This is a genomic window from Herbaspirillum sp. SJZ106 (assembly GCF_006715495.1).
In the GTDB taxonomy this organism is placed as follows: domain Bacteria; phylum Pseudomonadota; class Gammaproteobacteria; order Burkholderiales; family Burkholderiaceae_D; genus Herbaspirillum.
Genome location: NZ_VFNI01000002.1, coordinates 266,866 through 290,594, shown reverse-complemented (window position 1 = coordinate 290,594; position 23,729 = coordinate 266,866). Strand labels below are relative to the sequence as shown.

The 23,729-nt window shown below is 62.4% G+C and carries 24 protein-coding genes, 1 tRNA gene and 1 pseudogene; 7 read left to right on the top strand and 19 right to left on the bottom strand.

Annotated features, from left to right (window positions below; all coding sequences use genetic code 11):
* Window positions 1-9 precede the first annotated feature (9 nt).
* From atpG to FB598_RS06505, 9 genes are all read right to left on the bottom strand, one after another.
* A complete protein-coding gene (atpG, locus tag FB598_RS06545; RefSeq protein WP_141913937.1) occupies window positions 10-882 on the bottom strand; it encodes a F0F1 ATP synthase subunit gamma in 873 nt (290 codons plus the stop codon).
* Between the two features lie 29 nt (window positions 883-911).
* Window positions 912-2,453: a F0F1 ATP synthase subunit alpha gene (gene atpA, locus FB598_RS06540; protein ID WP_141913938.1), complete on the bottom strand. Its 1,542-nt coding sequence runs from the start codon at window positions 2,451-2,453 to the stop codon at window positions 912-914.
* A gap of 47 nt (window positions 2,454-2,500) precedes the next feature.
* Complete coding sequence (locus FB598_RS06535; RefSeq protein ID WP_141913939.1) at window positions 2,501-3,034, bottom strand: F0F1 ATP synthase subunit delta; 534 nt, start codon at window positions 3,032-3,034, stop codon at window positions 2,501-2,503.
* A gap of 1 nt (window position 3,035) precedes the next feature.
* On the bottom strand, window positions 3,036-3,506 hold the full coding sequence (locus tag FB598_RS06530) for a F0F1 ATP synthase subunit B (RefSeq protein ID WP_141913940.1): 471 nt from the start codon (window positions 3,504-3,506) through the stop codon (window positions 3,036-3,038).
* 74 nt (window positions 3,507-3,580) lie between these two features.
* Window positions 3,581-3,826 (bottom strand): F0F1 ATP synthase subunit C, encoded by a 246-nt coding sequence (gene atpE, locus FB598_RS06525; RefSeq protein ID WP_006461334.1) that lies wholly within the window; start codon window positions 3,824-3,826, stop codon window positions 3,581-3,583.
* A gap of 83 nt (window positions 3,827-3,909) precedes the next feature.
* Window positions 3,910-4,731, bottom strand: a complete 822-nt coding sequence (atpB, locus tag FB598_RS06520) for a F0F1 ATP synthase subunit A (protein ID WP_141913941.1) — start codon at window positions 4,729-4,731, stop codon at window positions 3,910-3,912.
* Complete coding sequence (locus FB598_RS06515) at window positions 4,728-5,072, bottom strand: ATP synthase subunit I (RefSeq protein ID WP_141913942.1); 345 nt, start codon at window positions 5,070-5,072, stop codon at window positions 4,728-4,730. The genes atpB and FB598_RS06515 overlap by 4 nt, the downstream gene beginning before the upstream one ends.
* A gap of 676 nt (window positions 5,073-5,748) precedes the next feature.
* On the bottom strand, window positions 5,749-7,881 hold the full coding sequence (locus tag FB598_RS06510; RefSeq protein ID WP_255515737.1) for a TonB-dependent siderophore receptor: 2,133 nt from the start codon (window positions 7,879-7,881) through the stop codon (window positions 5,749-5,751).
* Window positions 7,882-8,313: 432 nt separating this feature from the next.
* Window positions 8,314-8,389, bottom strand: a tRNA-Arg gene (locus FB598_RS06505).
* Between the two features lie 232 nt (window positions 8,390-8,621).
* Here FB598_RS06505 and FB598_RS06500 point away from each other — a divergent pair.
* The gene (locus FB598_RS06500) at window positions 8,622-9,197 is read left to right on the top strand and encodes a cytochrome c5 family protein (protein WP_141913944.1); all 576 of its coding nucleotides are present in this window, start codon (window positions 8,622-8,624) and stop codon (window positions 9,195-9,197) included.
* Window positions 9,198-9,273: 76 nt separating this feature from the next.
* On the opposite strand, the gene FB598_RS06495 is transcribed toward FB598_RS06500, so the two are convergent.
* The 5 genes from FB598_RS06495 to FB598_RS06475 form a co-directional block, all read right to left on the bottom strand.
* Entirely contained in the window at window positions 9,274-9,972 is a 699-nt protein-coding gene (locus FB598_RS06495; RefSeq protein WP_141913945.1) for an OmpA family protein, read from the bottom strand.
* A gap of 181 nt (window positions 9,973-10,153) precedes the next feature.
* Window positions 10,154-10,567 (bottom strand): hypothetical protein, encoded by a 414-nt coding sequence (locus FB598_RS06490; RefSeq protein WP_370455005.1) that lies wholly within the window; start codon window positions 10,565-10,567, stop codon window positions 10,154-10,156.
* Between the two features lie 62 nt (window positions 10,568-10,629).
* On the bottom strand, window positions 10,630-11,031 hold the full coding sequence (locus tag FB598_RS06485) for a phage holin family protein (protein WP_141913947.1): 402 nt from the start codon (window positions 11,029-11,031) through the stop codon (window positions 10,630-10,632).
* Between the two features lie 11 nt (window positions 11,032-11,042).
* Window positions 11,043-11,351 carry a YqjD family protein gene (locus FB598_RS06480; protein ID WP_141913948.1) on the bottom strand — a complete coding sequence of 103 codons (309 nt, stop codon included), beginning with the start codon at window positions 11,349-11,351 and terminating at the stop codon, window positions 11,043-11,045.
* 243 nt (window positions 11,352-11,594) lie between these two features.
* Complete coding sequence (locus tag FB598_RS06475) at window positions 11,595-12,647, bottom strand: gamma-glutamyl-gamma-aminobutyrate hydrolase family protein (RefSeq protein WP_141913949.1); 1,053 nt, start codon at window positions 12,645-12,647, stop codon at window positions 11,595-11,597.
* A gap of 319 nt (window positions 12,648-12,966) precedes the next feature.
* On the opposite strand from FB598_RS06475, the gene FB598_RS06470 reads away from it, so the two are divergent.
* Together FB598_RS06470 and FB598_RS06465 are read left to right on the top strand one after the other, a co-directional pair.
* Window positions 12,967-13,527: an NAD(P)H-dependent oxidoreductase gene (locus FB598_RS06470; RefSeq protein WP_141913950.1), complete on the top strand. Its 561-nt coding sequence runs from the start codon at window positions 12,967-12,969 to the stop codon at window positions 13,525-13,527.
* A 13-nt stretch (window positions 13,528-13,540) separates the two neighbouring features.
* A pseudogene (locus FB598_RS06465) lies at window positions 13,541-14,479 on the top strand (monovalent cation:proton antiporter-2 (CPA2) family protein); the annotation flags it as partial.
* Between the two features lie 406 nt (window positions 14,480-14,885).
* Here FB598_RS06465 and FB598_RS06460 read toward each other — a convergent pair.
* From FB598_RS06460 to FB598_RS06440, 5 genes are all read right to left on the bottom strand, one after another.
* A complete protein-coding gene (locus tag FB598_RS06460; protein ID WP_141913951.1) occupies window positions 14,886-16,367 on the bottom strand; it encodes a DegQ family serine endoprotease in 1,482 nt (493 codons plus the stop codon).
* Window positions 16,368-16,597: 230 nt separating this feature from the next.
* The gene (locus FB598_RS06455; protein ID WP_141913952.1) at window positions 16,598-17,929 is read right to left on the bottom strand and encodes an ATP-binding protein; all 1,332 of its coding nucleotides are present in this window, start codon (window positions 17,927-17,929) and stop codon (window positions 16,598-16,600) included.
* Window positions 17,926-18,582, bottom strand: coding sequence for a response regulator (locus FB598_RS06450; protein ID WP_141913953.1), 657 nt, complete (start codon window positions 18,580-18,582; stop codon window positions 17,926-17,928). Before FB598_RS06450 ends, FB598_RS06455 begins: the two co-directional genes overlap by 4 nt.
* A gap of 17 nt (window positions 18,583-18,599) precedes the next feature.
* The gene (locus FB598_RS06445) at window positions 18,600-18,794 is read right to left on the bottom strand and encodes a DUF2905 domain-containing protein (RefSeq protein ID WP_050467708.1); all 195 of its coding nucleotides are present in this window, start codon (window positions 18,792-18,794) and stop codon (window positions 18,600-18,602) included.
* Window positions 18,795-18,804: 10 nt separating this feature from the next.
* Window positions 18,805-19,965 carry a class I SAM-dependent methyltransferase gene (locus FB598_RS06440; protein WP_141913954.1) on the bottom strand — a complete coding sequence of 387 codons (1,161 nt, stop codon included), beginning with the start codon at window positions 19,963-19,965 and terminating at the stop codon, window positions 18,805-18,807.
* Between the two features lie 22 nt (window positions 19,966-19,987).
* On the opposite strand from FB598_RS06440, the gene FB598_RS06435 reads away from it, so the two are divergent.
* The 4 genes from FB598_RS06435 to rfbG all read left to right on the top strand — a co-directional run bounded on the left by FB598_RS06435 (window position 19,988) and on the right by rfbG (window position 23,723).
* On the top strand, window positions 19,988-20,767 hold the full coding sequence (locus tag FB598_RS06435) for an SDR family oxidoreductase (protein WP_141913955.1): 780 nt from the start codon (window positions 19,988-19,990) through the stop codon (window positions 20,765-20,767).
* 18 nt (window positions 20,768-20,785) lie between these two features.
* A complete protein-coding gene (locus FB598_RS06430; protein WP_183405700.1) occupies window positions 20,786-21,181 on the top strand; it encodes a dihydroneopterin aldolase in 396 nt (131 codons plus the stop codon).
* Between the two features lie 20 nt (window positions 21,182-21,201).
* Entirely contained in the window at window positions 21,202-22,194 is a 993-nt protein-coding gene (gene ttcA / locus FB598_RS06425; RefSeq protein ID WP_221292210.1) for a tRNA 2-thiocytidine(32) synthetase TtcA, read from the top strand.
* Between the two features lie 452 nt (window positions 22,195-22,646).
* Window positions 22,647-23,723: a CDP-glucose 4,6-dehydratase gene (gene rfbG, locus FB598_RS06420; RefSeq protein ID WP_183405699.1), complete on the top strand. Its 1,077-nt coding sequence runs from the start codon at window positions 22,647-22,649 to the stop codon at window positions 23,721-23,723.
* Window positions 23,724-23,729 lie beyond the last annotated feature (6 nt).

Below are 23,729 nucleotides of genomic sequence, written 5' to 3'. Positions count from 1 at the left end.
CTGCCGCTATCAGCCGACCGCGGCCGCACCAGCAACGATTTCCGACAGTTCCTTGGTGATCGCTGCCTGGCGGGTCTTGTTGTAGACCAGCTTCAGCTCTCCGATCACACTGCCGGCGTTATCGCTTGCAGCTTTCATCGCCACCATCCGCGCCGATTGCTCGGACGCCATGTTTTCAGCGACAGCCTGATAAATCAGTGCTTCAACGTAACGCACCAGCAGCTCGTCCACCACGCTTTGCACATCGGGCTCATAGATGTAATCCCAGGAGTGCGAACCCTCATCAGCCTTGAGCTTGTCGCTGGTCAGCGGCAGCAATTGCTGCAGGGTTGCTTCCTGCTTCATCGTATTGATGAACTTGGTGTACACCAGGTACACCGCGTCCAGCTTGCCTTCCTGGTATGCGTCGAGCAGCACCTTGACGGGGCCGATCAGCTTTTCCAGGTGAGGCGTATCGCCCAATTGCGTTACGTTGGCGGCCACGCGGGCGCCAATACGATTCAGAAAACCGAGACCCTTGTTGCCGATGGCAACGGTCTCGATGGCAAGGCCCTGGCCTTCCAGTTCACGAATCTTCGTCGTCAGCAGACGCAGCGAATTGGTGTTCATGCCGCCGCACAGGCCCTTGTCGGTCGTGACGACGATGAAACCAACACGCTTGGCGATATCCTGCTTGACCATGAACGGATGCGTGTATTCCGGATTGGCCTGCGACAGGTTGGCCGCAATATTGCGGATCTTGTCGCTGTATGGGCGGGCAGCGTGCATCCGGTCCTGCGCCTTGCGCATTTTGGATGCCGCCACCATTTCCATCGCCTTGGTGATCTTCTTCGTATTCTCTACGCTCTTGATCTTGCCACGTATCTCTTTACCTGTAGCCATGAGTAAGACTCCTTATAGCTTCAGTAAAATTAGTACGCGCCGGATTTTTTGAAGTCGGCGATGGCTGCTGCCAGGGCCGCTTCAGCATCCTTATCCAGTTGCTTGGTGTCTTCGATCTTCTTCAGCAGGTCGGCATGGCTGGTCTTCATGAAGTTGTGCAGACCGGCTTCGAATGCCAGGATCTTCTTCACTTCGACGTCGTCCATGTAGCCCTTGTTGACCGCGAACAGCGTGACGGCCATGATCGAGATCGATTGCGGCGTGTACTGAGCCTGCTTGAGCAGTTCGGTAACGCGCGCGCCGCGATCCAGCTGCTTGCGGGTGGCTTCGTCCAGATCGGAAGCGAACTGCGCGAACGCGGCCAGTTCACGGTACTGCGCCAGGTCGGTACGGATACCGCCGGACAGGCCCTTGATGACCTTGGTCTGCGCTGCGCCACCGACGCGCGACACCGAAATACCGGCATTGATCGCAGGACGGATACCGGCGTTGAACAGCGAGGTTTCCAGGAAGATCTGGCCGTCGGTGATCGAGATCACGTTGGTCGGAACGAAGGCGGACACGTCGCCGGCCTGGGTTTCGATGATCGGCAGCGCGGTCAGCGAGCCGGTCTGGCCCTTGACTTCGCCGTTGGTGAACTTCTCGACGTAGTCGGCGTTCACGCGGGCTGCGCGTTCCAGCAGGCGGCTGTGCAGGTAGAACACGTCGCCCGGGTAAGCTTCACGGCCCGGCGGACGGCGCAGCAGCAGCGAAACCTGACGGTAGGCAACAGCTTGCTTGGACAGGTCGTCATAGACGATCAGGGCGTCCTGGCCGCGGTCGCGGAAGTATTCGCCCATAGCGCAACCCGAGTAGGCCGACACGTATTGCATCGCTGCCGATTCGGAGGCGGTCGCTGCCACGACGATGGTGTATTCCATCGCGCCGTGCGCTTCCAGTGCGCGCACCACGTTCTTGACCGACGAAGCCTTCTGGCCGATCGCGACGTAGATGCAGGTCATGTTCTGACCCTTCTGGTTGATGATGGCGTCGATCGCGACGGCGGTCTTGCCGGTCTGGCGGTCGCCGATGATCAGCTCGCGCTGGCCGCGGCCGACGGGCACCATCGAGTCGATCGACTTCAGGCCGGTCTGCATCGGTTGCGACACGGACTGGCGCGCGATCACGCCCGGAGCGATCTTTTCGATCGGGGCGGTCAGCTTGGCGTTGATCGGCCCCTTGCCGTCGATCGGCTGGCCCAGGGCGTTGACGACGCGGCCCTTCAGTTCCGGACCGATAGGCACTTCCAGGATACGGCCGGTGCACTTGACGGTGTCGCCTTCGGAAATGTGCTCGTACTCGCCCAGGATAACGGCGCCGACCGAGTCACGCTCCAGGTTCAGCGCCAGGCCGAAGGTGTTGCCCGGGAATTCCAGCATCTCACCTTGCATCACGTCGGACAGACCATGGATACGGCAGATACCGTCGGACACGGAAATCACCGTGCCCTGATTGCGAATCTCAGCGGTATCGCCAAGGCCTTGGATCCGGCTCTTGATCAGCTCGCTGATTTCAGATGCGTTGAGTTGCATACTAACTCCTAAAAATTTTTCTTTCGCTTACGCCAGGGTCCGGCTATTCACGCGGCCAGAGCAACATGCAGCTGCTGCAGTTTCGCGCGCACGGAGGTATCGAACACTTCGTCGCCCACCACGACACGCACGCCGCCGATCAGGCTGCTGTCCACTTCCACAGAAGGGTTCAGCTTGCGGCCGAACTTCTTCTCCAGGGTGGCGATCACATCCTTGACCTGCGCATCGCTCATCTCGAATGCGCTGACGATATGTGCATCGGCCGAACCTTCCTGGGCGTTTTTCAGCGCATGGAATTGTTCGGCGATCTGCGGCAACAGGGTCAGACGGCCATTGTCGGCCAGGGTCTTGACGAAGTTCTGCGCTTCAACTGAAAGCGGAGTCTTCACTGCTGCGGCAAACACTTCAGCCAGCTTGGCATGCGAAACGGAAGGATTTTGCGCGAGTGCCTTGAGCTCGGGATGCGCTGCCACCTGGGCCATCTCGGTAACGAGATCGGACCAGGCTGCCAGGCTTCCGGCCTTGGCCACACGGAACAGGGCTTCGGCGTAAGGGCGAGCGATCGTTGCGAGTTCGGCCATATTACAGCTCTGCCTTCAGTTGGTTCAGCAATTCGGCATGCGCCGCCGCATTGACTTCGCGCTTGAGGATCTGCTCGGCGCCCTTGACCGCCAGCGTCGCGACTTCGCCGCGCAGTTCTTCGCGCGCCTTGTTCACTTGCTGTTCGGCATCGGCACGGGCATTGGCGATGATGCGGGCTGCTTCGTCAGCGGCCGTCTTCTTCGCCTCTTCGATGATCAGCTGCGCGCGCTTTTCGGCTTCGCCGATACGCTTCTGGCCTTCATCGCGGGCCGACGACAATTCAGCCTGCACGCGCTTTTCAGCGGCAGCCAGATCTGCCTTGCCGCGGTCGGCGGCTGCCAGGCCGTCCGCAATCTTCTTGGCGCGCTCGTCGAGCGCCTTGATCAACGGCGGCCACACGAATTTCATCGTGAAGCCGGCGAGGATGAAGAAGACCACGAACTGAGCAATCAATGTTGCATTTAAGTTCACGGTAATTTCCTTCTCAGAATAACGAGTGCCGGAACCAATCGTCCGGCAGGGTGAGAGTGGCTAGGAAGCCCGAATTACTTGGCGATGAACGGATTTGCGAATGCGAACAGCATGGCGATACCAACACCGATCAGGAACGCAGCGTCGATCAGGCCGGCCAGCAGGAACATCTTGGTTTGCAGGGTATTCATCAGTTCAGGCTGACGTGCGGATGCTTCGAGGTACTTACCGCCCATGATCGCGATACCGATACAAGCGCCGATAGCGCCCAGGCCAATGATCAAACCGCAAGCCAAAGCAACGAAAGAGACATCAGTCATGACAATTCCTTAAGAAAAGTTAGTAAATACAAAAAATCAAAAACCAAAAAACAAACCAAAAACAGATACTGCAAGCCTTGTTGTTAGTGCGCTTCGTGCGCCTGGCCCAGGTAAACCAGTGTCAACATCATGAAGATGAATGCTTGGAGCAGCACGATCAGGATGTGGAAAATTGCCCAGATAGAACCGGCGATCACGTGGCCGACAAAGCCGAAAGCGGTCGCGGTCGATCCCAGCAATGCGATCAGCAGGAACAACAGTTCGCCTGCGTACATGTTGCCGAACAGTCGCATGCCCAGGGACACGGTCTTGGCGGCGAATTCGATGATGTTCAACAGCAGGTTGAACGGCGCCAGCCAGATGCCGAACGGCGCTGCGAACAGTTCGTGGATGAAGCCGCCGGCGCCCTTGATCTTGACGCTGTAATACAGCATCAGCGCCAGCACGCCCAGGGCAATGCCCAGGGTGCCGTTCAGGTCGGCGGTCGGCACGATGCGGTGATGCATTTCACCCATGCCGAAGATGCGGAAGATGGCCGAGGCCAGGTCGACCGGCAGGAAGTCCAGCGAATTCATCAGGGCGACCCAGACGAACACGGTCAGGGCGACCGGCGCGATGAAGGTGCGGTTGCCGTGCACGATGGCCTTGGACTGGTCCTCGACCATCTCGACCACCATTTCAACAAACGCCTGGAAACGGCCCGGCACGCCCGAGGTGGCCTTGCGGGCCGCCAGGAACATGAACAGGCAGGCGATCACGCCACAGAACACGGACCAGAAAATGGTATCCACGTTCAGGATGGAGAAATCGACGATCTTGGTTTGGTGGTGCGTGGAGAAATGTCCGAGGTGGTGGACAATATATTCGGAGGCTGTTGGCGCGTGCTCAGCGGCTTCTACGGTCATGGTCGGTGTCTAAACAGTAAAATGAAATAACTCTTAAGCACCACGATGAAGCTCAGCACGAATGCGAGCCAGTTGACACCGTGGTACAACCAAACGATCACGCCCATGAGCGCAAAGGTCGTAGCAATCTTGATAAATTCCCCGAAGAAAAACGTCATCGGGTTGGTACCACCAGGCTTACGCGCGCTAACGTAGAGTCGCAAGGCAAACAGGGCGTTGGGAACCACGCAGCAGATTCCGCCCAGCAAGGCGGACCATAGCGCCGGCAATCCGCCCAGCATGCCTGCCACCAAAGCAGCGACGACCGTGGTTACGAGCTGCAAAAGGATGATGCGCAGCATATATATCCAATATCGTGCATGCACCGCACTCATTACGAGCAAACGGCAGCTTAAAAGCCCGGCGATTATAAAGGTTCGTTTTCAGGTTAGTCAAACCTTTTACAGCCAGATCACGGCGTTATCTCAGCCATTTATCGGCGAGATGTGGAAAATAGTGGACGGATTGGATTTTGCGCATTGCAACAAATAATGCGATGAAAAATGCCCCGCGCGCCGCGATTTGTTGCAACAGGAAAATTGACGGGGTCCGATCGCTGCGTATTACCCTCTGCCGTCCGAGGCAGTCGCGCCTGCTGCAGCCTGACAATCCTGTCAGCAACAGGGTTTTTGTCGGAACAGCGCCCGATGTCATCCGGTTCGCCCCGGCCCACCAGCAAAAACCCATGGAAATTCAAGGATTTACCTGTCTCCGGGGGCCGCTCGCCAGTGTTTTGCGCCCCGCTCCCGCGTCAACAGCAGAACGCAAGTTGTCCGATGACAGGTTTCGCTTTGGGAATTTTATGTTGCAGCACAGCGTAGTTTCGCGGCGAGGCGCCACTCTACCGTAAAACCACGGTACCCATGGCAACCGATTTGTCCATCAAGTCAACAAAAGCGCCGCCAGGAACGGGCAGCGGCGGCGCCTGCAACGATGGCTGCAAAGGCTGCGCTCCCGACCGCGCGCAGCCCGGCGCCATCAGAAGTCGACCTTGGCCGACAGTACGAAGGTGCGGCCGGAAGAGGTTCCTACGTAGCCGTTTTGCATCACCCAATAGTTCTTGTCGAACAGGTTTTCGATGTTGGCGCGATAGGTCACGACCTGGCCGGCAATCCTGGCGATGTAGCGCGCGCCGATATCCATGCGGGTCCAGCCGGGCACCTTCAGGGTATTGGCGTTGCTGTACCACATGGAACCGGTATTGGTGACACGGGTGTTGAGCGCCAGGCCGGCCAGCCATGGCGTATCCCAGTCCAGGCCGAGGTTGAAGTTGTGGTTCGGCACCGCGCCGACTTCCTTGCCATCGGTTGCGCCATCGCCGGTGTGCGATTGCTTGGTGTCGAAGAAGGTGCCGCTGGCATTGAAGCGCAGGCCGCGTCGCAACTCGCCGTAGGCCGACAGCTCCAGGCCGCGGATGCGTGCGCGGCCGTCTTGCGACGTATAAGTCGTGCCGTCAATGGTGGTGGAGGTGCTGTTGGCCTGTTCAATCTGGAAGACCGCCGCGGTCGTGGTCACACGTCCCCAGTCGGCTTTCACGCCCGTCTCGTATTGCTTTGACTTATACGGGGGAAACTGTTGATTCGGGTTGCCATCAGTCGCACCGGTGAACCCGCCCGCGCTGAGCGCGGCCGTGTAGTTTGCATACACCGACAAGTTCTCCAGAGGCTTGACCACCACTGCCAGCACCGGGGAAATGGCGATTCGGTTGGATGTTTGCGCGTCATCGCTGAGGCTGTGCTGGTAGACCTGCTGGCGACGCAGGCCGGCAATCAGGCGCAATCTGTCGTCAACCAGGGACAAGGTATCGGTCAGCGCCAGGCTGGTCAGGCGGATCTGGTTCTGCGGCGCGGGCTGGCCACGCACGCCCGCGGCGGCAGGAAGCGCGACCGGGTTGTACAGGTTGGAGCTCACCCCGGTGCTTCGGGAGTCGAAGAAGTAGTCGGTCTGCTGGTCGAGCATGTTCGCTCCCAGCATCAGGGTGTGCTTGATGCCGCCCGTGCCGAAGCGCGCACGCAAGCCGACATCGGCCGACGTGGAGGTGACGCGCTGATCATAGTAGCCGTTGTACAAGGTGCTGGTGTCGCCGCGCACGTTCATGATGGTGGCGCTGGGCCAGCTCTGCGCCGATTCCGCCACGTGGTAACCGACCGCGCCGTAGGCAGTCAGCGTGTCATCGATGTCATATTCCAGGCGCGTGGCGACAGCCTTGTCGTCGGATTGCAGCGTCGTGCCCGGATAGAGATTGGTCTTGCCCGAAGGAGCGGCCGGCATGGTGGTCAGGCTGCTGTCGATGCTGAACTGCGGACGGAAGTTGCGCGCGTCCTCGTGCTGGGTGTACGCATCCAGGCTCCAGCGCACGCGGCCGCCGTTGTAATCCAACGCGACCGAACCCATGGTTTGCTGCTGGTTGCTGCCGGACAGGCCGGTATTGCCGTCGGCATACAGCGCGTTGACGCGGATGCCCCATTCCTGATTCTCGCCGAAACGGCGACCCAGGTCCGCCTTCAGGCCGAATTGGGAGTTGGACAGGTAAGTCGCGCTCACGCTGGAAACGGGATCCTCGGTGGCGCGCTTGGGCACCAGGTTGACCGCGCCGCCAATCCCGCCGGAGGGGCCCATGCCATACATCAACGTGCCCGGCCCCTTCAGCACTTCGATCCGCTCCACCATCGCGATCGGCATGCGGGTCAGCGGCACCAGGCCGTACAAGCCATTGAAGGCCACATCGTTGGCCGACATCGTGAAACCGCGGATCTGATAGCTGTCGCCGAAACCGCCATTGCCGTTGGTGTTGCGCACGGAAGCATCATTGGCGATCACATCGCCGATCGCACGTGCCTGTACGTCTTCGATCCCCTGGGACGTGTAGTTGGTGGTGCTGAACGGCGTATCCATCACGCTGGCCGTACCGAGCACCCCCAGGCTGCCGCCGCGGGCAACCAGGCCACCGGCATAGGGCGCGGTGGGATCGGCGCTTTCGGTGACGGTCACGGTGGGCAGTACGGCATTGCCGTTGCTGCCGGCGCCGCCCGCCGACGCGGTCTGGGCATAGGCCACCGGAGCCGCCAGCATCGGCGCCATCAGCGCCAGATGGCGCGCAGCACAGGCCACGGCCTTCATTGGGAAAACGGAATTGCATCGGCGTCTCGACGCCCGGACCTGCACCATGATCTGACCTTTCGCTTGGAGATAGAAAAATTGAAACGCCTCATATGGAAAAAAGAAGCGTTCTCATTTGTCATGACCAACGAAAAACCAAAACGGATCACATCATCGGGAATCATCCCGCAACCGGCCGAAGAAATCGGGCCTTCCGCCCCTTTTATCCCAAAGGCTGCATGGCGGCAGTTGCCGACAGCCCGCCTTGATATTGCCTTGACGCCAACAACAGCATCACTGAGCACTGACTTGAACGGCGGACAGCTCCGTCAGCGTTGGGGAATCTTGGAAAAAAACGGGATTTACAATGGCATGGCCTGCCTGCAACGGCGCATGCCGTGCATCAGGTTGGAACTTGAACTGGTGAAACGAAGATCAATTCTGTGGCGCGGCTGGCGGGGATCGAACCCACGACCCTTGGCTTCGGAGGCCAATACTCTATCCACTGAGCTACAGCCGCGTTGTGGGGCAAAACCCGAAGAGGCCTGAAGAATACCGTTTTTCATGCAGGCCGTCCATTGCCGCAGGCGTTTTTGCGTGTCAAACGGAAAGCATTGTGACTATAATCAAGGGTTCGGCGAGAGAGCGCAATGAAAGCCCTGCCTGATAATGAGTCCATATAATGCCAGGCGATACAAAGGGAACCGACGTTTTCCGCCCCAATTTCGAGGAAACATTACGGAGGGACACCAATGAGCACAGCTCATCATGATGAACACGAGTCGGCCATCAAGACTCCCAAGCAATTGATCGCAGCTGTCGTAGCAGGTTTTCTGGTTCCAATCGTCTGCATTGTGCTTCTGGTCCAGTATGTCGCCAACGGGCAGAAGACCGGCGCCGGCTCCGATGGACAAACCCCCGAGATGGTCGCCGCGCGCATCAAGCCGGTCGCCGACGATGGCTTCACCTTCCGTGACGCCAATGCCCCCAAGCAACTGCAATCCGGTGAAGAAGTCTTCAAGTCGACTTGCGCCGCCTGCCATGCCGCCGGCGTCGCAGGCGCGCCCAAGGTTGGCGATGAGGCCGCCTGGAAAGCCCGCCTCGCCGAAGGCTATGACAAGCTGGTTTCACATGCCATCAACGGCCTGCGCGCCATGCCGCCCAAGGGCGGCAATCCCGACCTGGACGATATCGAAATCCAGCGCACCGTGGTCTACATGGCCAACCAGTCCGGCGCCAAGTTCAAGGAACCCGAGGTGAAAGCCCCGGCCGCAGCTCCAGCTCCTGCAGCAGGCGACGGCGCCGCAGCGGCCGCCCCCGCGAAATAAGACGCCGCCAGCAAAAAGCCCCGAATGGTATTCGGGGCTTTTTATTTCCCGGCAACTCACCGGAATCGGACCGCCATCAATAACGTGGCGGAGGCGGCGGCGCATATCCGGCAGGCGCCTGTTGTTGCTGCGCCTGCTGCTGCGGTTCAGCCACGTAGATTTCCACGCGGCGGTTCTTGGCGCGGTTGGCGTCCGAGGTATTGGGCACGAGCGGCTCGTGCGAACCGCGGCCTTCGATCATGAAGCGGCCCACACCCACGCCGCGCGTGGTCAGATAGTCGCGCGTGCGCGCTGCGCGCTGGGTCGACAACGGGTCGTTGATCGCATCGCTGCCGGTGTTGTCGGTATGGCCGACGATGGTGACGGTGGTGGCCGGATTTTCGACCAGGGTCGCGGCGAAGCGGTCCAGCACGGGGCGCAGCTCGGGCTTGATGTCGGCACGGCCGGTATCGAAGGAAATGTCGCTGGGGATTTCAAGTTTCAGGCGGTTGTCCTGGGTCTGGGTCACTTGCACGCCGGTGCCCTGGGTTGCCTGCTCCATGGCGCGCTTCTGCTCCTCCATCCGGTTGGACCAGATATTGCCGGCCACGGCGCCAATGGCGCCGCCGATGGCCGCGCCGCCCAATGCACGTCCGCCGCCACCGCCGCCGGTGACGGCGCCAAGGATACCGCCAATGCCGGCGCCGGTGGCCGTACCGCGCTGCGTCTGGCTCATGTCCGCACAGCCGGAAATCGCCAGGACCCCGGCGATGGCGGCAATCGATAATGTCTTCATCTCATTTCCTTTCTTGCCTTCTCAGCGTTGTTGTTCAGGCCTCGCGGCCGGTCAGATTCAGAGCAGGATGAACGCATTTATGTTCCGCCGCCAGCGATATTTCGCTTCCCGGAAAGAACAAAGGCATCCGGCGCGGCGGATGCCTTTGTCTCGATTGATCATCAACACCGCAGGTTGCCGCTCATGGCGCTTCCGGCGGTTCGTCCTGCCCGGCCGCTTCACTGGCGGCATCCTGCCTGTCGGGACGGTGGCTCAGGTAATACGCCAGGCCGCCGACCGCGCTGATGATGCCGCCATATAAAAGCGGCTTGCGCAGCCAGCGCCTGGACAACAGGGAGACACCGGTGATCAGCAACGGCATGGCCGACTGCAGGTTGACGCCGCCAAGACCGCCGGCAGCCAGCGACCTGATCGACTGCAGGGTCTTGTCGCCGCCGATGAAGGAAGTGGCAAAATGCGCAGCCCGGCTCAATGCCCCCTTGGCCAGCGATTCGGCACTCAGGCTGTGCCGCACCGCGTCACGCGCCTCCATCACGCCCAACCGGTACAACGCCCCTTGCGCCAGCGCTTTGCGCTTGCGTTCTTCGTGCGTCATACCGTCATCCTGGTTTGCTTGCATACGGCTCCTTTCCTCCTTGTCGGCAACGGCTGCCATCGTTACAGCAAGGCATCGCGGTCCTTGCGCAATTCGGACATGGTGGCCGGCAGCGAGAGCTTGCCCTGCAGCAGCACCGAGCGCGCATACAACACCAGGCCGACCGTGAGGACGGTGAAGATGGCGCCGAGCAACGCCAGGATCTTCCAGCCCCAGGTATCCCACGCCAGCATGACGAGCAACACCGACCAGAATGCGACCGCAAACCATAATGCAATGGCTGCCAGCACGAAGATGACCGCGAAGCGAACCAGGTTTGCGCCGATCTCGGACATTTCCAGCGATGCCAGCTCGATGCGGCTGATGATGAGGCCGAGCAGGTTCTTGGCCAGGCCCAGCAGGCCTGCGGTCAGCCCGGGCGTGGCGGGCTGCGCCGGCTGGCCTTCCTTGTGCGGGGTCGCCATCGGTACCCGGCTTACTTGCTGCGGCCGATGACCAGCCCCACCAGCAAACCGATGCCGGCCGAAATAGCCACGGCGCGCCACGGGTTTTCATGCACGTAGTCATCGGTCTTGGCGGCGACTACCTTGCCCTTTTCGATGGCGGCGGCCTGCGCGCCCTGCGCAGCTTCCGCCGCTGCCTCCAGCAGGGTCAGTCCCTTGGCGCGCAAGGCATCGGCCTTTTCGCCGGTGGCGGTCGCGGCTTCAGCAAACAGGGCCTGGGCATCCTTGACGAGGGTTTTCATATCGTTCCTTACGGTCTTGAGAGCGGCGGATTGGGTCATGCGGATTCTCCTTTTTATCCCAGTTGGCGAAATGACAAAACTAAAATGCGAGGCCGGCAGCGATGCCATCAAGCGCAACGCATCGGACCGGCTTGAGTCGATTCTACAGAGACGGTTCGCTGGCGTGTAGCCGGAGCGGGGCAATATTGCGGCAGCGCAAAGAAAGTTCGATGGCACATCCAGGCATTAGTTTCCTGCACGGAAATATAGGCCATGCATGTGCAGGCAGCGCCCGGCCCACACTCAAAAACGCGTCTCGCGCGCCGTGCGCAGGAAACTGTCGAGAATCGGCGTGCAATCCAGCAACTCGGCGCCGCCGGAGCGGTGGAATTCCGGATGCCATTGCAATCCCATGACAAACGGCGCCTTGCGGTAGCGGATGGCCTCGACGATCTGGTCGGGGCCGGACACCGCCTCCACCGAAAGGTCGCGGCCGAGGTCGCGCACCGCCTGGTGGTGGATCGAATTGACGATGGCGTTCTCGGTCTTCACCAGCGTCGCCAGCGAAGAGCCCGGCGGGAACTGCAGCGCATGGAAATTGCTGTCGTACATGTCGTTGACGTGCGGGATCGCGCTCGGCACATCGGTGGCGATGTCCTGGTACAAGGTACCGCCGAAGGCCACGTTGATCAACTGGCAGCCGCGGCAGATGCCCAGCACCGGCTTGCCGGCCTCGATGAATTCGTGCAGCAGTTCCAGCTCGTACATGTCGCGCGCGCGGTCGCCGCTCCATTCGGGGCGCGTCGCCGCCTGGGCATAGCTTTGCGGCGAAACGTCCGCGCCGCCTTGCAGCACCAGGCCGTCGAGATTCTTGGCATAGTCGCGCAAACGGATGTTGCTGGGATGGACCAGGCCGTTGGTATTGACCGTCGGGATCATGAACACCAGCACGTCGCGCGACATCACCCACTGCGCAATCGACTCTTCCAGGTATTGCAGCGTCTTGCTGCGCAAGCCCTTGGAGCCGGACTCGGGGTGGAAAATACGGGCCGACACGCCGATCTTGAGCGTACGCTGCATGACGCGGCGCCCGGCCTTGTCGGACATCGCGCGCAAGCGCGCCGCCAGGAAATGCCAGGTCTGCCTCCACGGCGCGTCGGTGGCATGGTGCGGCGGCGGCGGCAAGGGAGCGTGCTGGGCAACTGGCGGCGGCACTGCCTGGGCAGGCTGCTCCGCCGGCTTCGGCTGGGCTGCCGCATCGGCGGCTTGTGACGTGGCTGGGGGGACTGCAGGCGCGGGCTTGGCCGGATTGGGTTCTCGTGGCTGGCTGGCTTCGGAATCTTGGATATCGGACATGGCTGCAATAACGAGTGAATATGAATAAACTGCGGCGAGTGTCATCTGCTGCGGCGTGCGCGTGGATTCATGGCGCAAGAAGAAGCCGCGGGGGGATGGCTGAGTATAAGCGCATTGCCCGGCTTTTGATACCCGCAGGAAAAACAGGGGAAGGACATGCCTTGGCATAGGCATACCGCGTTGAACCAGCGGCCGCCGGCGCTTTCGTGGCAAACTCCCTTCCCTCGATAAAACAGACAGCGGACAATGCGCGCATGTTCCGGCCAATTTCGGCGGATCGCGCGACCTGCCCGACAACAACGCCAAGCCCGCCACCGCCATGCCCAACATACTCATCCTGTATGCCCACCCCGCCGCCGAACTCTCGCGCGCCAATGGCCTGATGGTCGAGGCCGCCGCCAAACTGCCCAACGTGGTGGTCAACGACTTGTATGAGCGCTATCCGGACTTCCACATCGACATCGAGCGCGAACGGCAACTGCTCACGCAAGCCGACCTGGTCGTGATGCAGCACCCCATCCACTGGTACAGCATGCCGGCATTGCAAAAGGAATGGCTGGATCTGGTGCTGGCGCGCGGCTGGGCCTTCGGCCATGATGGCAACGCCCTGCGCGGCAAAGGGTTCTGGCTGGTGGCAAGCACCGGCGGCGAATCCGGGGCGTACGCTCCCGACGGACGCCACGGCCATCCTTTCAGCGACTTCCTCCCGCCCTACCGGCAAACCGCGCAACTGTGCGGCATGCGCTGGATGGAACCGCTGATCCTGCACGGCGCCCACGACATCGCGCCGCTCGATTTCCAGCGCCACGTAGAGCGCTATCTCGACCAGCTGAAACGCTATCCGGCCCTTTCCGCAACCGACGACGCCCCAATCCCATAAAGATCACGCCGCCATGGATGAACACTTACTCAAAGCCCTGGTTTACCTGCTCGCCGCCGTGGCCGCCGTACCGATCGCCAAACGCCTCGGCCTGGGCGCGGTGCTGGGCTACCTGCTGGCCGGGATCGTCATCGGCCCCTGGGGCCTGGGCCTGATCACCGAGGTCAAGCACATCCTCGAATTCTCCGAATTCGGCGTGGTGCTGCTGCTGTTCCTGATCGGGCTGGAGCTCGACCCCAAACGCCTGTGGGCGCTGCGGCGCTCCATCTTCGGCTGGGGCAGCGTGCAGGTGCTGGCGGTGACGTCCGCGCTGCTGGCCGCGGCGCTGGCCGCCGGCGTACCCTGGCGCATCGGCCTGATCGCGGCGCTGGGCATGTCGCTGTCCTCCACCGCGATTGCGCTGGCCACGCTGGGCGAACGCAAGCTCACCGCTTCGCCGGCCGGCGCGGCCGGATTTTCCATCCTGCTGTTCCAGGACATCGCCGCCATCCCGATGATGGCAGCGGTGCCGCTGCTGGGCGTGGCGGCCAGCCAGGGCAGCGGCCAGGGCTGGCTGCATGCGGGCCAGGTGGCGCTGGTGATCGCCCTGCTGATCTTCGGCGGGCGCGTGCTGATGCGCCCCATCCTGCGCATCATCGCCAAGACCGACATGCGCGAGATCTTCACCGCCTTCGCCCTGCTGCTGGTGATCGCCACCTGCCTGTTGATGCAATCGGTCGGCATGTCGATGGCGCTGGGCACCTTCCTGGCCGGCGTGCTGCTGGCCGACTCCGAGTACCGCCACGCGCTCGAAAGCGACCTCGAACCGTTCAAGGGCCTGCTGCTGGGGCTGTTCTTCATCGCCGTAGGCATGTCGGTGGACTTCGGCGTGTTCCTTGCGCAGCCCTGGCGCATCCTCGGCCTGGTGGCGGCTTTCCTGGCGATCAAGACGGCCGTGATGTGGTGCCTCGGGCGTTGCTTCGGTATCCCCCGCGGCCAGCAATTGTTCTTCGCGTTCCTGCTGTCCCAGGGCGGCGATGAAATTCCGCGCGCACAACATCAAGACGCTGTACGAGCTCTATCCCCACTACAAGGACCAGCAACAGATGGTGTCGATGGCGGTGCAGGCGCGCGAAGAATTGCAAGCCATGTTCGCCAGCGACCGCGAAGCGATGGAGCGCGAACACGCGCATGGCCATTGGCGAAGCGAACCGGCGGCGCAGGAAAAACCGCCGGCCGATCCGGCCTGAGCGGCAGGCGCCAGCGGAGAAAAAAGGCCGGACATGCTTGCGCATGTCCGGCCACTCCCTCACTGCTTACTGCTTTCCACGGACTACCCTCAGGACTACTTAGCGCCGCTAACAAAACGCTACGGAAAATCAGTTCAGCGCCAACGGAACAAAGATCTTCTCATCGCCCCGCTCGACCAGCAGCGCCACGCTCTTGCCGACCTGGCTGGCCAGCTTGCGCAACTGCTCGACGCTGGACACCGGCGTGCCGTTCAAGGCCAGGATCACGTCGCCGCTCTGGATGCCGGCAATTGCCGCCGGGCCGTTGACGTCTTCCACCAGCAGGCCGTTCTGGCCGCCCAGTTGCTTGCGCTCATCCGGATCCAGCGGACGCACCGCCAAGCCCAGCCGCCCCTGGTTCTCGGCCTTGCTGGCAGGCGTGTCGTTCTTGGCGGACTTCATCTCGCCCACCGTCACGTTGATGGTACGCACCTTGCCGTCGCGCATCACTTCCAGCGACTTCGAGGTGCCGGGCGCGGTATCGGCCACCAGCGTGGGCAGATCCACCGAATGGTCGATCGCATGGCCGCTGAAGCTGAGGATCACGTCGCCGGCCTGCAGGCCGGCCTTGTCGGCCGGGCTGCCCTTTTCCACCGAACTGATCAGCGCGCCTTGCGCACTCTTCAGGCCGAACGATTCGGACAACGCCTGGTTCAGATCCTGCACCGACACGCCCAGGCGGCCGCGCGTGACCTTGCCGTGCTGCGCCAGCTGCTGCTCGACCTTCATCGCCACGTCGATCGGGATGGCGAACGACAAGCCCTGGAAACCGCCGGTCTGGCTGTAGATCTGCGAATTGATGCCGATCACCTCGCCCTTCAGGTTGAACAGCGGGCCGCCCGAATTGCCGGGGTTGACCGCCACATCGGTCTGCAGGAAAGGCACGTAATTATCATCCGGCAAGCTGCGCGACTTGGCGCTGATGATGCCGGCGGTGGCCGTGTTGTCGAAGCCGTAGGGCGAGCCGATAGCCAGCACGGGCTCGCCGACCTTCACGTTGGACGGGTCGCCGATCTGCACCGTGGGCAGGTTCCTGGCGTCGATGCGGATCACCGCGATGTCGCTCTGCTTGTCCACGCCCAATACCTTGGCCTTGAATTCGCGGCGGTCGGTCAGCTTGACCACTACTTCCTGCGCGCCCTCCACCACATGGGCATTGGTCAGGATCACGCCGTCCGGGGAAATGATGAAACCCGAACCCAAACCGTGCATGACCTGCGGCTGGCGCGGTATCTGCAGTTGCGGGCCGAAACGCTTGAGGAACTGGGAAAACGGATCATCCGGATCGCCATCGTCGCTGTCGTCGACCACTTTCTTGACCTTGCCGGTGACGCTGATGTTGACCACGGCCGGCCCCGCACGCTGGACGATGCCGGAGAAATCGGTGGCCGCCGCGATCACTGGTCCGGCCGGCGTGGTCGGCCCGGTATTGGAAGCGACCAGCGGCGTGTTGATTGCCGCCGCATGGGCCGAAGGCAGGTCGGCGCCACGGAAATAGACGTAGCTGCCGCCGACGACGGCAGCCAGCGCCACAGCCAATGTGTTGCGAACAAAAACGATTCGACGGCTCATCATGCACTCCTTTGCTTTCCAGAGAAATATCGGTGGCCCGGCAGCTGATGGCTTGGGATGCCGCGGCTGCTCGACCGTTGGAGTGAAGATTAAGGCGGGAAAATTAAGACAAACTTAAGGCAGGAAGAAAGCGGCAGGCGGCAAACCGGCGCAGTCCACCGAACACCGTAGCTCTGACGAAGGTCGGGTTCCAGCGTCTCTCACCATCCCGACACTGCGCGTCGAATCAACTATGGCAGCAGCGCAAACGTGACGCGCGCCTGCAGTCCCTTGCCGGTATTGTTGAGTTCCACCGGCACACGATGCAAATCGGCGATCTGGCGCACGATGGCCAACCCCAGTCCGCTGCCGAACGCGGCGCGGCCGGCGCTCTGCTCTTGCGGACGACGCGCGCGATAGAAGCGGTCGAATACGCGCGGCATCTCGCTCTCGGCGATGCCCGGGCCGCTGTCCTGGATCAGCACCGCGCATTTTCCTTGCTCCGGCATGGCCAACGACACATCCACCACGCCGCCGGCCGGCGTGTAACGCAAGGCGTTGTCGACCAGGTTGTTGAACAGGATGCGCAGGGCGTCGGCATTGCCGCTCACCATCAACGGGCCGCCGTCGCCATCCTCGCCGGACAGCCCCAGGTCGATATCTCCGTCGCTGGCCACCGAAGACAGGTCGGCCACCACGCCGCGCAGGAGCTCACGCAGGTCGACCGGCGCGAAGCGCATCGCATCGGGCTCCTGGCGCGCCAGGGTCAACAACTGATGCACCAGGTGCGTGGCGCGCTCCAGGCCATTCTTCAAATCGGCAAAAGCGGCCTTGCGCTCGCCTTCATCGGCCGCGCGTTCGGCCAGTTGCGCCTGCAGGCGCAAGGCCGTCAGCGGGGTGCGCAGTTCATGCGCGGCATCGGCCACGAAGGCGCGCTGCGCCTCGGTCGATTGTTTCAGGCGCGCCAGCAGGTCGTTGAGCGCATGGGTCAAGGGCTGGATTTCCTGCGGCAGGCCGACGTCGGCGATCGGCATCAGGGAATTCATGTCGCGCGCCTGCACCTCGGCCGCCGCGCGCCGCACCGGCGCCAGCCCACGGCTGACCGCCAGCCACGCCAGGATGCCGATCAGCGGGAACAGCAGGAACAACGGCGCCACCGTCTTGACCGCCATCTGCGCGGCGATCTCGTCGCGCGCGCTTTGCGGCTGCGCCACCTGCACCACCGTGCTGCCGACCTGGGCGCTGTAGACGCGCCACATGCCGTTGGGCCCATGCACGTTCACAAAACCCAGCTCGGCCTGGCGCGGCATGGCGCCGCGCGCGTGCGAGTGGTAAATGACGGTGCCGCTGCTGTCCCAGATCTGCATCATGATCTCGTCTTCCAGTTCCGGCAGTTGCTGCCCCGGCGAAATCGGCGAGAAAGCCTGCCGCGGCAGCGAGGCGGCGATCTGGCGCATCTGGTAATCGAAGATCTGGTTGGCCTCGCCGCGCGCCTGGAAATACAGCCCGACGCCGGCGGCCACGATGATGGAGAACAGTCCCAGCCCGAGCCACAGCAGCAGCTTGTTGCGCATCGAGTTCATGCCGGCACCAGATAGCCGACGCCGCGCACATTCTTGATGAAGTCGCTGCCGACCTTCTTGCGCAGCGCGTGGATGTGCACTTCGACGGCATTGCTTTCGATGCTGTCGTCCCAGCCGTAGAGCTTTTCTTCCAGCTGGGCGCGCGACAGCACCACGCCGGGGCGGTCCATGAAGGCATGCAGCAGGGTGAACTCGCGGGCCGACAGGTTGACCGGCTGGCCGGCCACGGTGACTTCATGGGTGGCGGGGTTCAAGACCACCTCGCGCACCTGCACCAGGCTGTCGGCGCGGCCGGACTGGCGGCGCAGCAGCGCGCGCATGCGGGCGCCGAGTTCTTCCAGGTCGAACGGCTTGATCAGGTAATCGTCGGCGCCGGCATCCAGGCCTGCCACGCGGTCGGCCACGGCATCGCGTGCGGTGGTGATCAGTACCGGGATGCGGTTGCCGCGCTCGCGCAGGGTCTTCAAGACCGCCAGCCCATCCTTGTGCGGCAGGCCGAGGTCGAGCAGCAGCATGGCGTAGTCTTCGTTGCGCAAGGCGGCGTCGGCCGACTTGCCGTCCTGCACCCAGTCGATGGCGAAACCGTCCTGGCGCAAACCCTTGCGCACCGCTTCGCCCACCATGGGATCGTCTTCCACCAGCAATACCCGCATATCCGCTCCGCGCTCTTTTACAAGATCTTCGCCAGGATGAACACCACCGTCGACAACAAGATAGTCGAAGCGAACGGCAACGAGAAGGTGCGGCCGAACAGGCGGAAACGCAAGTCGCCCGGCAAACGGCCGATGCCCAGCTTTTCCAGCCAGGGCAGCAGCGACGAAAACACGATCACGGCGAGAAAAATCACGACAACCCAGCGTATCACGCGCGCTCCTTCACAGGCGGTGGGTGCGGTCATGGCGCAGCATGCGCTGTGGCCACTCCACGTTCTTGCCGATGGCCAGCACCTTGAACAGCTCGCCCATCTCGGCGGGTGAAATCAGTTTCTGCATGGCGTTGGCTTGCGGCAGATATTGCAGGCTAGCCTCCGGCGAGGTGCGCAGCAGCAGTTCGCCGATGCCGGCGTTGAGCAGGAAAGCGCCCTGGCTGGCATAGGCCAGCACTTCCGCGCCCGCTTCCACGGCGGCCACCGCCATGGCGGTGAAATCGACGTGGGCGGTGATGTCCTGCAGCCCCGGCAGGTAGAAAGGGTCGGGATGCGCATGGTGGCGGTAATGGCACATCAGCGTGCCCTGCGAGCGGTCATCCAGATAGTATTCGGCCGCCGGGAAACCGTAGTCCGGCAAGATCGCCACGGCGCCTGCGCCGCGCGCGATCATGCCCGCCAGCGTGCGCATGAAACCGATGGCCACCGGCGCCAGTTCGGTCAGGTAACCCTCGGGCAATGCCTCGGCGTCGGGGATCTGCGCCACCGGCACCCCATCCACGGCGCGGTCGGCAAATACGAAGGCGCCCTCGGCATTGACGGCCACGCCACGCTCCAGCCAGATGCCGTCCGCCTTGACCGCCAGGCGCACCGGCATGGCGTCCAGCACCTCGTTGCCCAGCACGATGCCGGAAAAACTTTCCGGCAAGGCATCCAGCCATACAACCAGCGCAGCGAATTCCCCCAGCGTTTCGCGCTGGCGCGCGCGCAGCTGGGCCGATATTTCCACAATGAAATATTGTTGCGGCAGCTGGTTGCGGGATTTCAGTTCCGACAGGATGTCGAACGCCAATTTGCCGGTGCCGGCCCCGAATTCGAGGAAAACATTGGCAATCGATCCACTGGTTGCGATCAGTTCTGTCGCCAAATGCGCCAAAGTCGCGCCAAACAGCGGCGAAATTTCCGGGGCGGTTGTAAAATCACCGTCTTTGCCCAATTTGGCCGCGCCGCCGCTGTAATAGCCGAATTGCGGCGCATACAGCGCCAGCTCCATGTAGCGCTCGAATGATATCCAGCCGCCCGCTGCGGCGATCTCGCCAGCGATCAGTTGCCGGAGGGCTTGTGAGGCGGCCTGTGCATCGGCGCCTGGTTCAGGTAATTGCAATTGCATGGGCCGTATTGTATTTGAACTTATGACATCCCAACCCTATTCCCGCACCGCCCCACGCGTAGCCCTGGTCACCGGCGCCGCGCGCCGCATCGGCCGCCACATCGCGCTGGCGCTGGCGCATGCCGGCTGGGATGTGGCCGTGCATTACAACCGCTCGCGCGACGAAGCCGATGACGTGGTGCGCGAGATCGAGGCGCTGGGACGCCGCGCGCTGGGGGTGCGCTGCGAACTGGGCAACGAGGAGGAAGTGCGCGGCTTGTTGCAACAGGCCGCGCCGCTGGGGCGCGTGTCGTGCGTGGTCAACAACGCCTCCCTGTTCGATTTCGACGATGCCGCCAGTTTCGGCAATGCGCGCCTGATGCGCCACATGTGCGCCAACGTCGGCGCCCCGGTATTGCTGGCGCAGGCGCTGTTCGAGGCCACGCCCGAGGGCGGGCAGTCGGTGGTGGTCAACCTGCTGGACCAGAAACTGTACAATCCCAACCCCGACTACCTGTCGTACACGCTGTCCAAGGCCGCGCTGCACAGCGCCACCACGCTGCTGGCGCAAGCGCTGGCGCCGCGCGTGCGGGTGGTCGGCGTGGCGCCTGGCATCACGATGGCCTCAGGCGACCAGACGGCCGAAGAGTTCGGCCGCGCCCACCAGGTCACGCCATTGGGCAAGAGCAGCACGCCCGACGACATCGCCGCCGCGGTCTGCTACGTCGCCTCGGCGCCGGCAGTTACCGGCGCCACCTTGCTGGTCGATGGCGGCCAGCATTTGCTCCCCCTTTCGCGCGACGTCATGTTCGTGGCGAAATAATCTCTTTCCTTTCTTATCATGCTCGCATTGTTCCATCCGTCCCTGCAAGATTGCCGCCGCCTGTTCCTGCGCAACTATGAAGTGCTCATCAACATCGGCGTGCACGAATTCGAGAAGAAGGGCGAGCAGCGCATCCTGATCAACGTCGACCTGTTCATCCCGCTGGCCGACTCGACGCCCAAGGCCGACTTGCTGGATGAAGTGGTGGACTACGATTTCATCCGCTCCACCATCGCCCGCCGCATGGCTCAGGGCCACATCCACCTGCAGGAAACCCTGTGCGACGACGTGGTCGCCGCCATGCTGGCGCATCCGAAAGTGCGCGCGGCACGCGTGTCGACCGAAAAGCCGGATGTCTACCCCGACTGCGACGCGGTCGGAGTGGAAGTCTTCCGCATCAAACGCGACAACTGAACCAACCAACGGGCAGCACCATGAACGACCGACTCCATCCCTCCGCCGACACCTCCGCCGCCCTCCCTGCTGGCGACGCATCCGACCAGGCCGCCATCGGCGCCAAGAAAGCGGAGAAGATCGCCTACGAGAACAACAAGCTGCACAAGCGGCTGTGCCGCCAGGTCGGCCAGGCCATCGGCGACTTCAACATGATCGAGGACGGCGACAAGGTCATGGTCTGCCTCTCGGGCGGCAAGGACAGCTATGCGCTGCTGGACATCCTGCTGACGCTGCGCGAGCGCGCGCCGATCCATTTCGACATCGTCGCCGTCAACCTCGACCAGAAACAACCCAATTTTCCGGCCGACGTGCTGCCGGCCTACCTGGAAAAGCTCGGCGTGCCTTACCACATCGAAAACCAGGATACCTACAGCATCGTCAAGCGCGTGGTACCTGAAGGTAAGACCACCTGCGCACTGTGCTCGCGCCTGCGCCGGGGCATCCTGTACCGGGTCGCCACCGAGCTGGGCGCCACCAAGGTGGCGCTGGGCCACCATCGCGATGACATCCTGGAAACCTTCTTCCTCAACATGTTCTTCGGCGCCAAGCTGAAGGGCATGCCGCCCAAGCTGCAGTCCGACGATGGCAAGCAAATCGTGATCCGCCCGCTGGCCTATGTGAAAGAAGCCGACCTGATCCGCTACGCCGATATCAAGCAGTTCCCCATCATCCCCTGCGACCTGTGCGGCAGCCAGGAGAACCTGCAACGCAAGCAGATCAAGGGCCTGATGCGCGAATGGGAAAAGAAATTCCCGGGCCGGGTCGACAACATCTTCTCGGCGCTGTCGACCGTGGTGCCCTCGCACCTGATGGACCGCGACCTGTTCGGTTTTGCCGCGCTGCAAGCCAGTGGCGAGGCCGACGCCAACGGCGACATCGCCTTCGACGAGGAACCCTGCAGCACCGGCGCCGGCCTGGCGGCCGACAATGCATTCGGTTCGCAAATCATTTCGCTGTTTCCCTCCGACTGACTGAAATCCAGGCCGCCACATCAATCCGGATGCTGGCGGTGCTGGCTGCAGCTGCGGCATACCACCGCAGATGGCGATACACCCCGTTCCACCATTACCCTGTCAAAGCCGCTCCCCTGCTGGCTTCCCCCGGATTTCCGGCGGTGTCGGAAGTAAATTTTTGTTGGCGCAAAGATATACGCCGGGATTAGATGACAAATACCCTCCTGATTCTCGCATGAAGCGCAAAAACCCCATGTTCTAATCTGACCGTCGCAGTCGATGCCGCAAGGCGCCACTGCGAGGGAAGAGCAACCATAACCATGCAGTCGTGGTTTCGCAGGGAAACGTGACATCGGCGCGGAAAAACAGGAAGGCCTGCAACACTGCTTTTACCGGTCGTCCGCGTGCAGCACCGCATTCTCGCCTCTGCACTCAAACGACTCTCCGCAATACGTGTATGAGGCTGCCTGATGGCTAACTTTTGGCGCGACAAGCGCGTTTTCGTAACCGGACATACGGGCTTCAAGGGCAGTTGGCTGACGTTGTGGCTGCACCTCATGGGGGCGAAAGTCAGCGGCTATTCCCTGCCTGCGCCGACCAATCCCAGCCTGTTCCATCTCGCACGCCTGCAAAATTGCGTGCAAACCACGACCGGCGACGTGCGCGACGCCCGGCACGTGGCCGAAACCATGGCCGCCGTCCAGCCCGACATCGTGTTCCACCTGGCGGCGCAGCCGCTGGTGCGCGACTCCTACCTGACCCCGCTCGACACCTACGCCACCAACGTGATGGGCACCGCGCATGTGCTCGAAGCCGTGCGCAACACGCCCAGCGTGCGCTCGGTGGTGGTGGTCACCAGCGACAAATGCTATGAAAACCGCGAATGGCTGTGGGGCTACCGCGAGGATGACCCGATGGGCGGGCACGATCCCTACAGCAGCAGCAAGGGCGCGGCCGAACTGGTCACCTCAGCCTACCGCCGCTCCTTTTTCGCCAAGGCCCCCGACAACCAGACCGGCATCGCCAGCGTGCGCGCAGGCAACGTCATCGGCGGCGGCGACTTCGCGGCCGACCGCCTGATTCCCGACTTCATCCGCGCGCTGGAAAAAGATGAACCGGTCAATATCCGCAACCCGCATGCGGTGCGCCCCTGGCAGTTCGTGCTGGAGCCGCTGTCGGGCTACCTGCAGATCGGCCAGTTGCTCTACGAGCACGGCAACAAGTATGCCGAAGGCTGGAACTTCGGCCCGGCCGATACCGATCTGCAGACCGTCAGCCAGTTGTGCGCCACCTTCAACCATTCGCTGCAGAAGAACGACGTGACGCCGGTCGAGGTGCGCCTGGAACCGCAGCCGCATGCGCCGCACGAGGCGGCTTTCCTGCGTCTGGACATCTCCAAGGCGCGCCAGCGCCTGGACTGGATCCCCAGGATGGAGCTCTATACGGCGCTGGAGCTGACGGCGCAATGGTACGCCGGCTACCTCAACAATGAGGACCTGCGCGCGCTCTCCGAGAACCAGATCGCTTTCTACCAGAGTCTGACATAATCGCCC

Bases quoted from the DNA above. Each gene is read 5' to 3' on its own strand.
- atpG (WP_141913937.1), bottom strand. From the start codon at position 882: ATGGCTACAGGTAAAGAGATACGTGGCAAGATCAAGAGCGTAGAGAAT.
- atpA (WP_141913938.1), bottom strand. From the start codon at position 2,453: ATGCAACTCAACGCATCTGAAATCAGCGAGCTGATCAAGAGCCGGATC.
- FB598_RS06535 (WP_141913939.1), bottom strand. From the start codon at position 3,034: ATGGCCGAACTCGCAACGATCGCTCGCCCTTACGCCGAAGCCCTGTTC.
- atpE (WP_006461334.1), bottom strand. From the start codon at position 3,826: ATGACTGATGTCTCTTTCGTTGCTTTGGCTTGCGGTTTGATCATTGGC.
- atpB (WP_141913941.1), bottom strand. From the start codon at position 4,731: ATGACCGTAGAAGCCGCTGAGCACGCGCCAACAGCCTCCGAATATATT.
- FB598_RS06515 (WP_141913942.1), bottom strand. From the start codon at position 5,072: ATGCTGCGCATCATCCTTTTGCAGCTCGTAACCACGGTCGTCGCTGCT.
- FB598_RS06500 (WP_141913944.1), top strand. From the start codon at position 8,622: ATGAGCACAGCTCATCATGATGAACACGAGTCGGCCATCAAGACTCCC.
- FB598_RS06495 (WP_141913945.1), bottom strand. From the start codon at position 9,972: ATGAAGACATTATCGATTGCCGCCATCGCCGGGGTCCTGGCGATTTCC.
- FB598_RS06490 (WP_370455005.1), bottom strand. From the start codon at position 10,567: ATGACGCACGAAGAACGCAAGCGCAAAGCGCTGGCGCAAGGGGCGTTG.
- FB598_RS06485 (WP_141913947.1), bottom strand. From the start codon at position 11,031: ATGGCGACCCCGCACAAGGAAGGCCAGCCGGCGCAGCCCGCCACGCCC.
- FB598_RS06480 (WP_141913948.1), bottom strand. From the start codon at position 11,351: ATGACCCAATCCGCCGCTCTCAAGACCGTAAGGAACGATATGAAAACC.
- FB598_RS06475 (WP_141913949.1), bottom strand. From the start codon at position 12,647: ATGTCCGATATCCAAGATTCCGAAGCCAGCCAGCCACGAGAACCCAAT.
- FB598_RS06470 (WP_141913950.1), top strand. From the start codon at position 12,967: ATGCCCAACATACTCATCCTGTATGCCCACCCCGCCGCCGAACTCTCG.
- FB598_RS06460 (WP_141913951.1), bottom strand. From the start codon at position 16,367: ATGAGCCGTCGAATCGTTTTTGTTCGCAACACATTGGCTGTGGCGCTG.
- FB598_RS06455 (WP_141913952.1), bottom strand. From the start codon at position 17,929: ATGAACTCGATGCGCAACAAGCTGCTGCTGTGGCTCGGGCTGGGACTG.
- FB598_RS06450 (WP_141913953.1), bottom strand. From the start codon at position 18,582: ATGCGGGTATTGCTGGTGGAAGACGATCCCATGGTGGGCGAAGCGGTG.
- FB598_RS06440 (WP_141913954.1), bottom strand. From the start codon at position 19,965: ATGCAATTGCAATTACCTGAACCAGGCGCCGATGCACAGGCCGCCTCA.
- FB598_RS06435 (WP_141913955.1), top strand. From the start codon at position 19,988: ATGACATCCCAACCCTATTCCCGCACCGCCCCACGCGTAGCCCTGGTC.
- FB598_RS06430 (WP_183405700.1), top strand. From the start codon at position 20,786: ATGCTCGCATTGTTCCATCCGTCCCTGCAAGATTGCCGCCGCCTGTTC.
- ttcA (WP_221292210.1), top strand. From the start codon at position 21,202: ATGAACGACCGACTCCATCCCTCCGCCGACACCTCCGCCGCCCTCCCT.
- rfbG (WP_183405699.1), top strand. From the start codon at position 22,647: ATGGCTAACTTTTGGCGCGACAAGCGCGTTTTCGTAACCGGACATACG.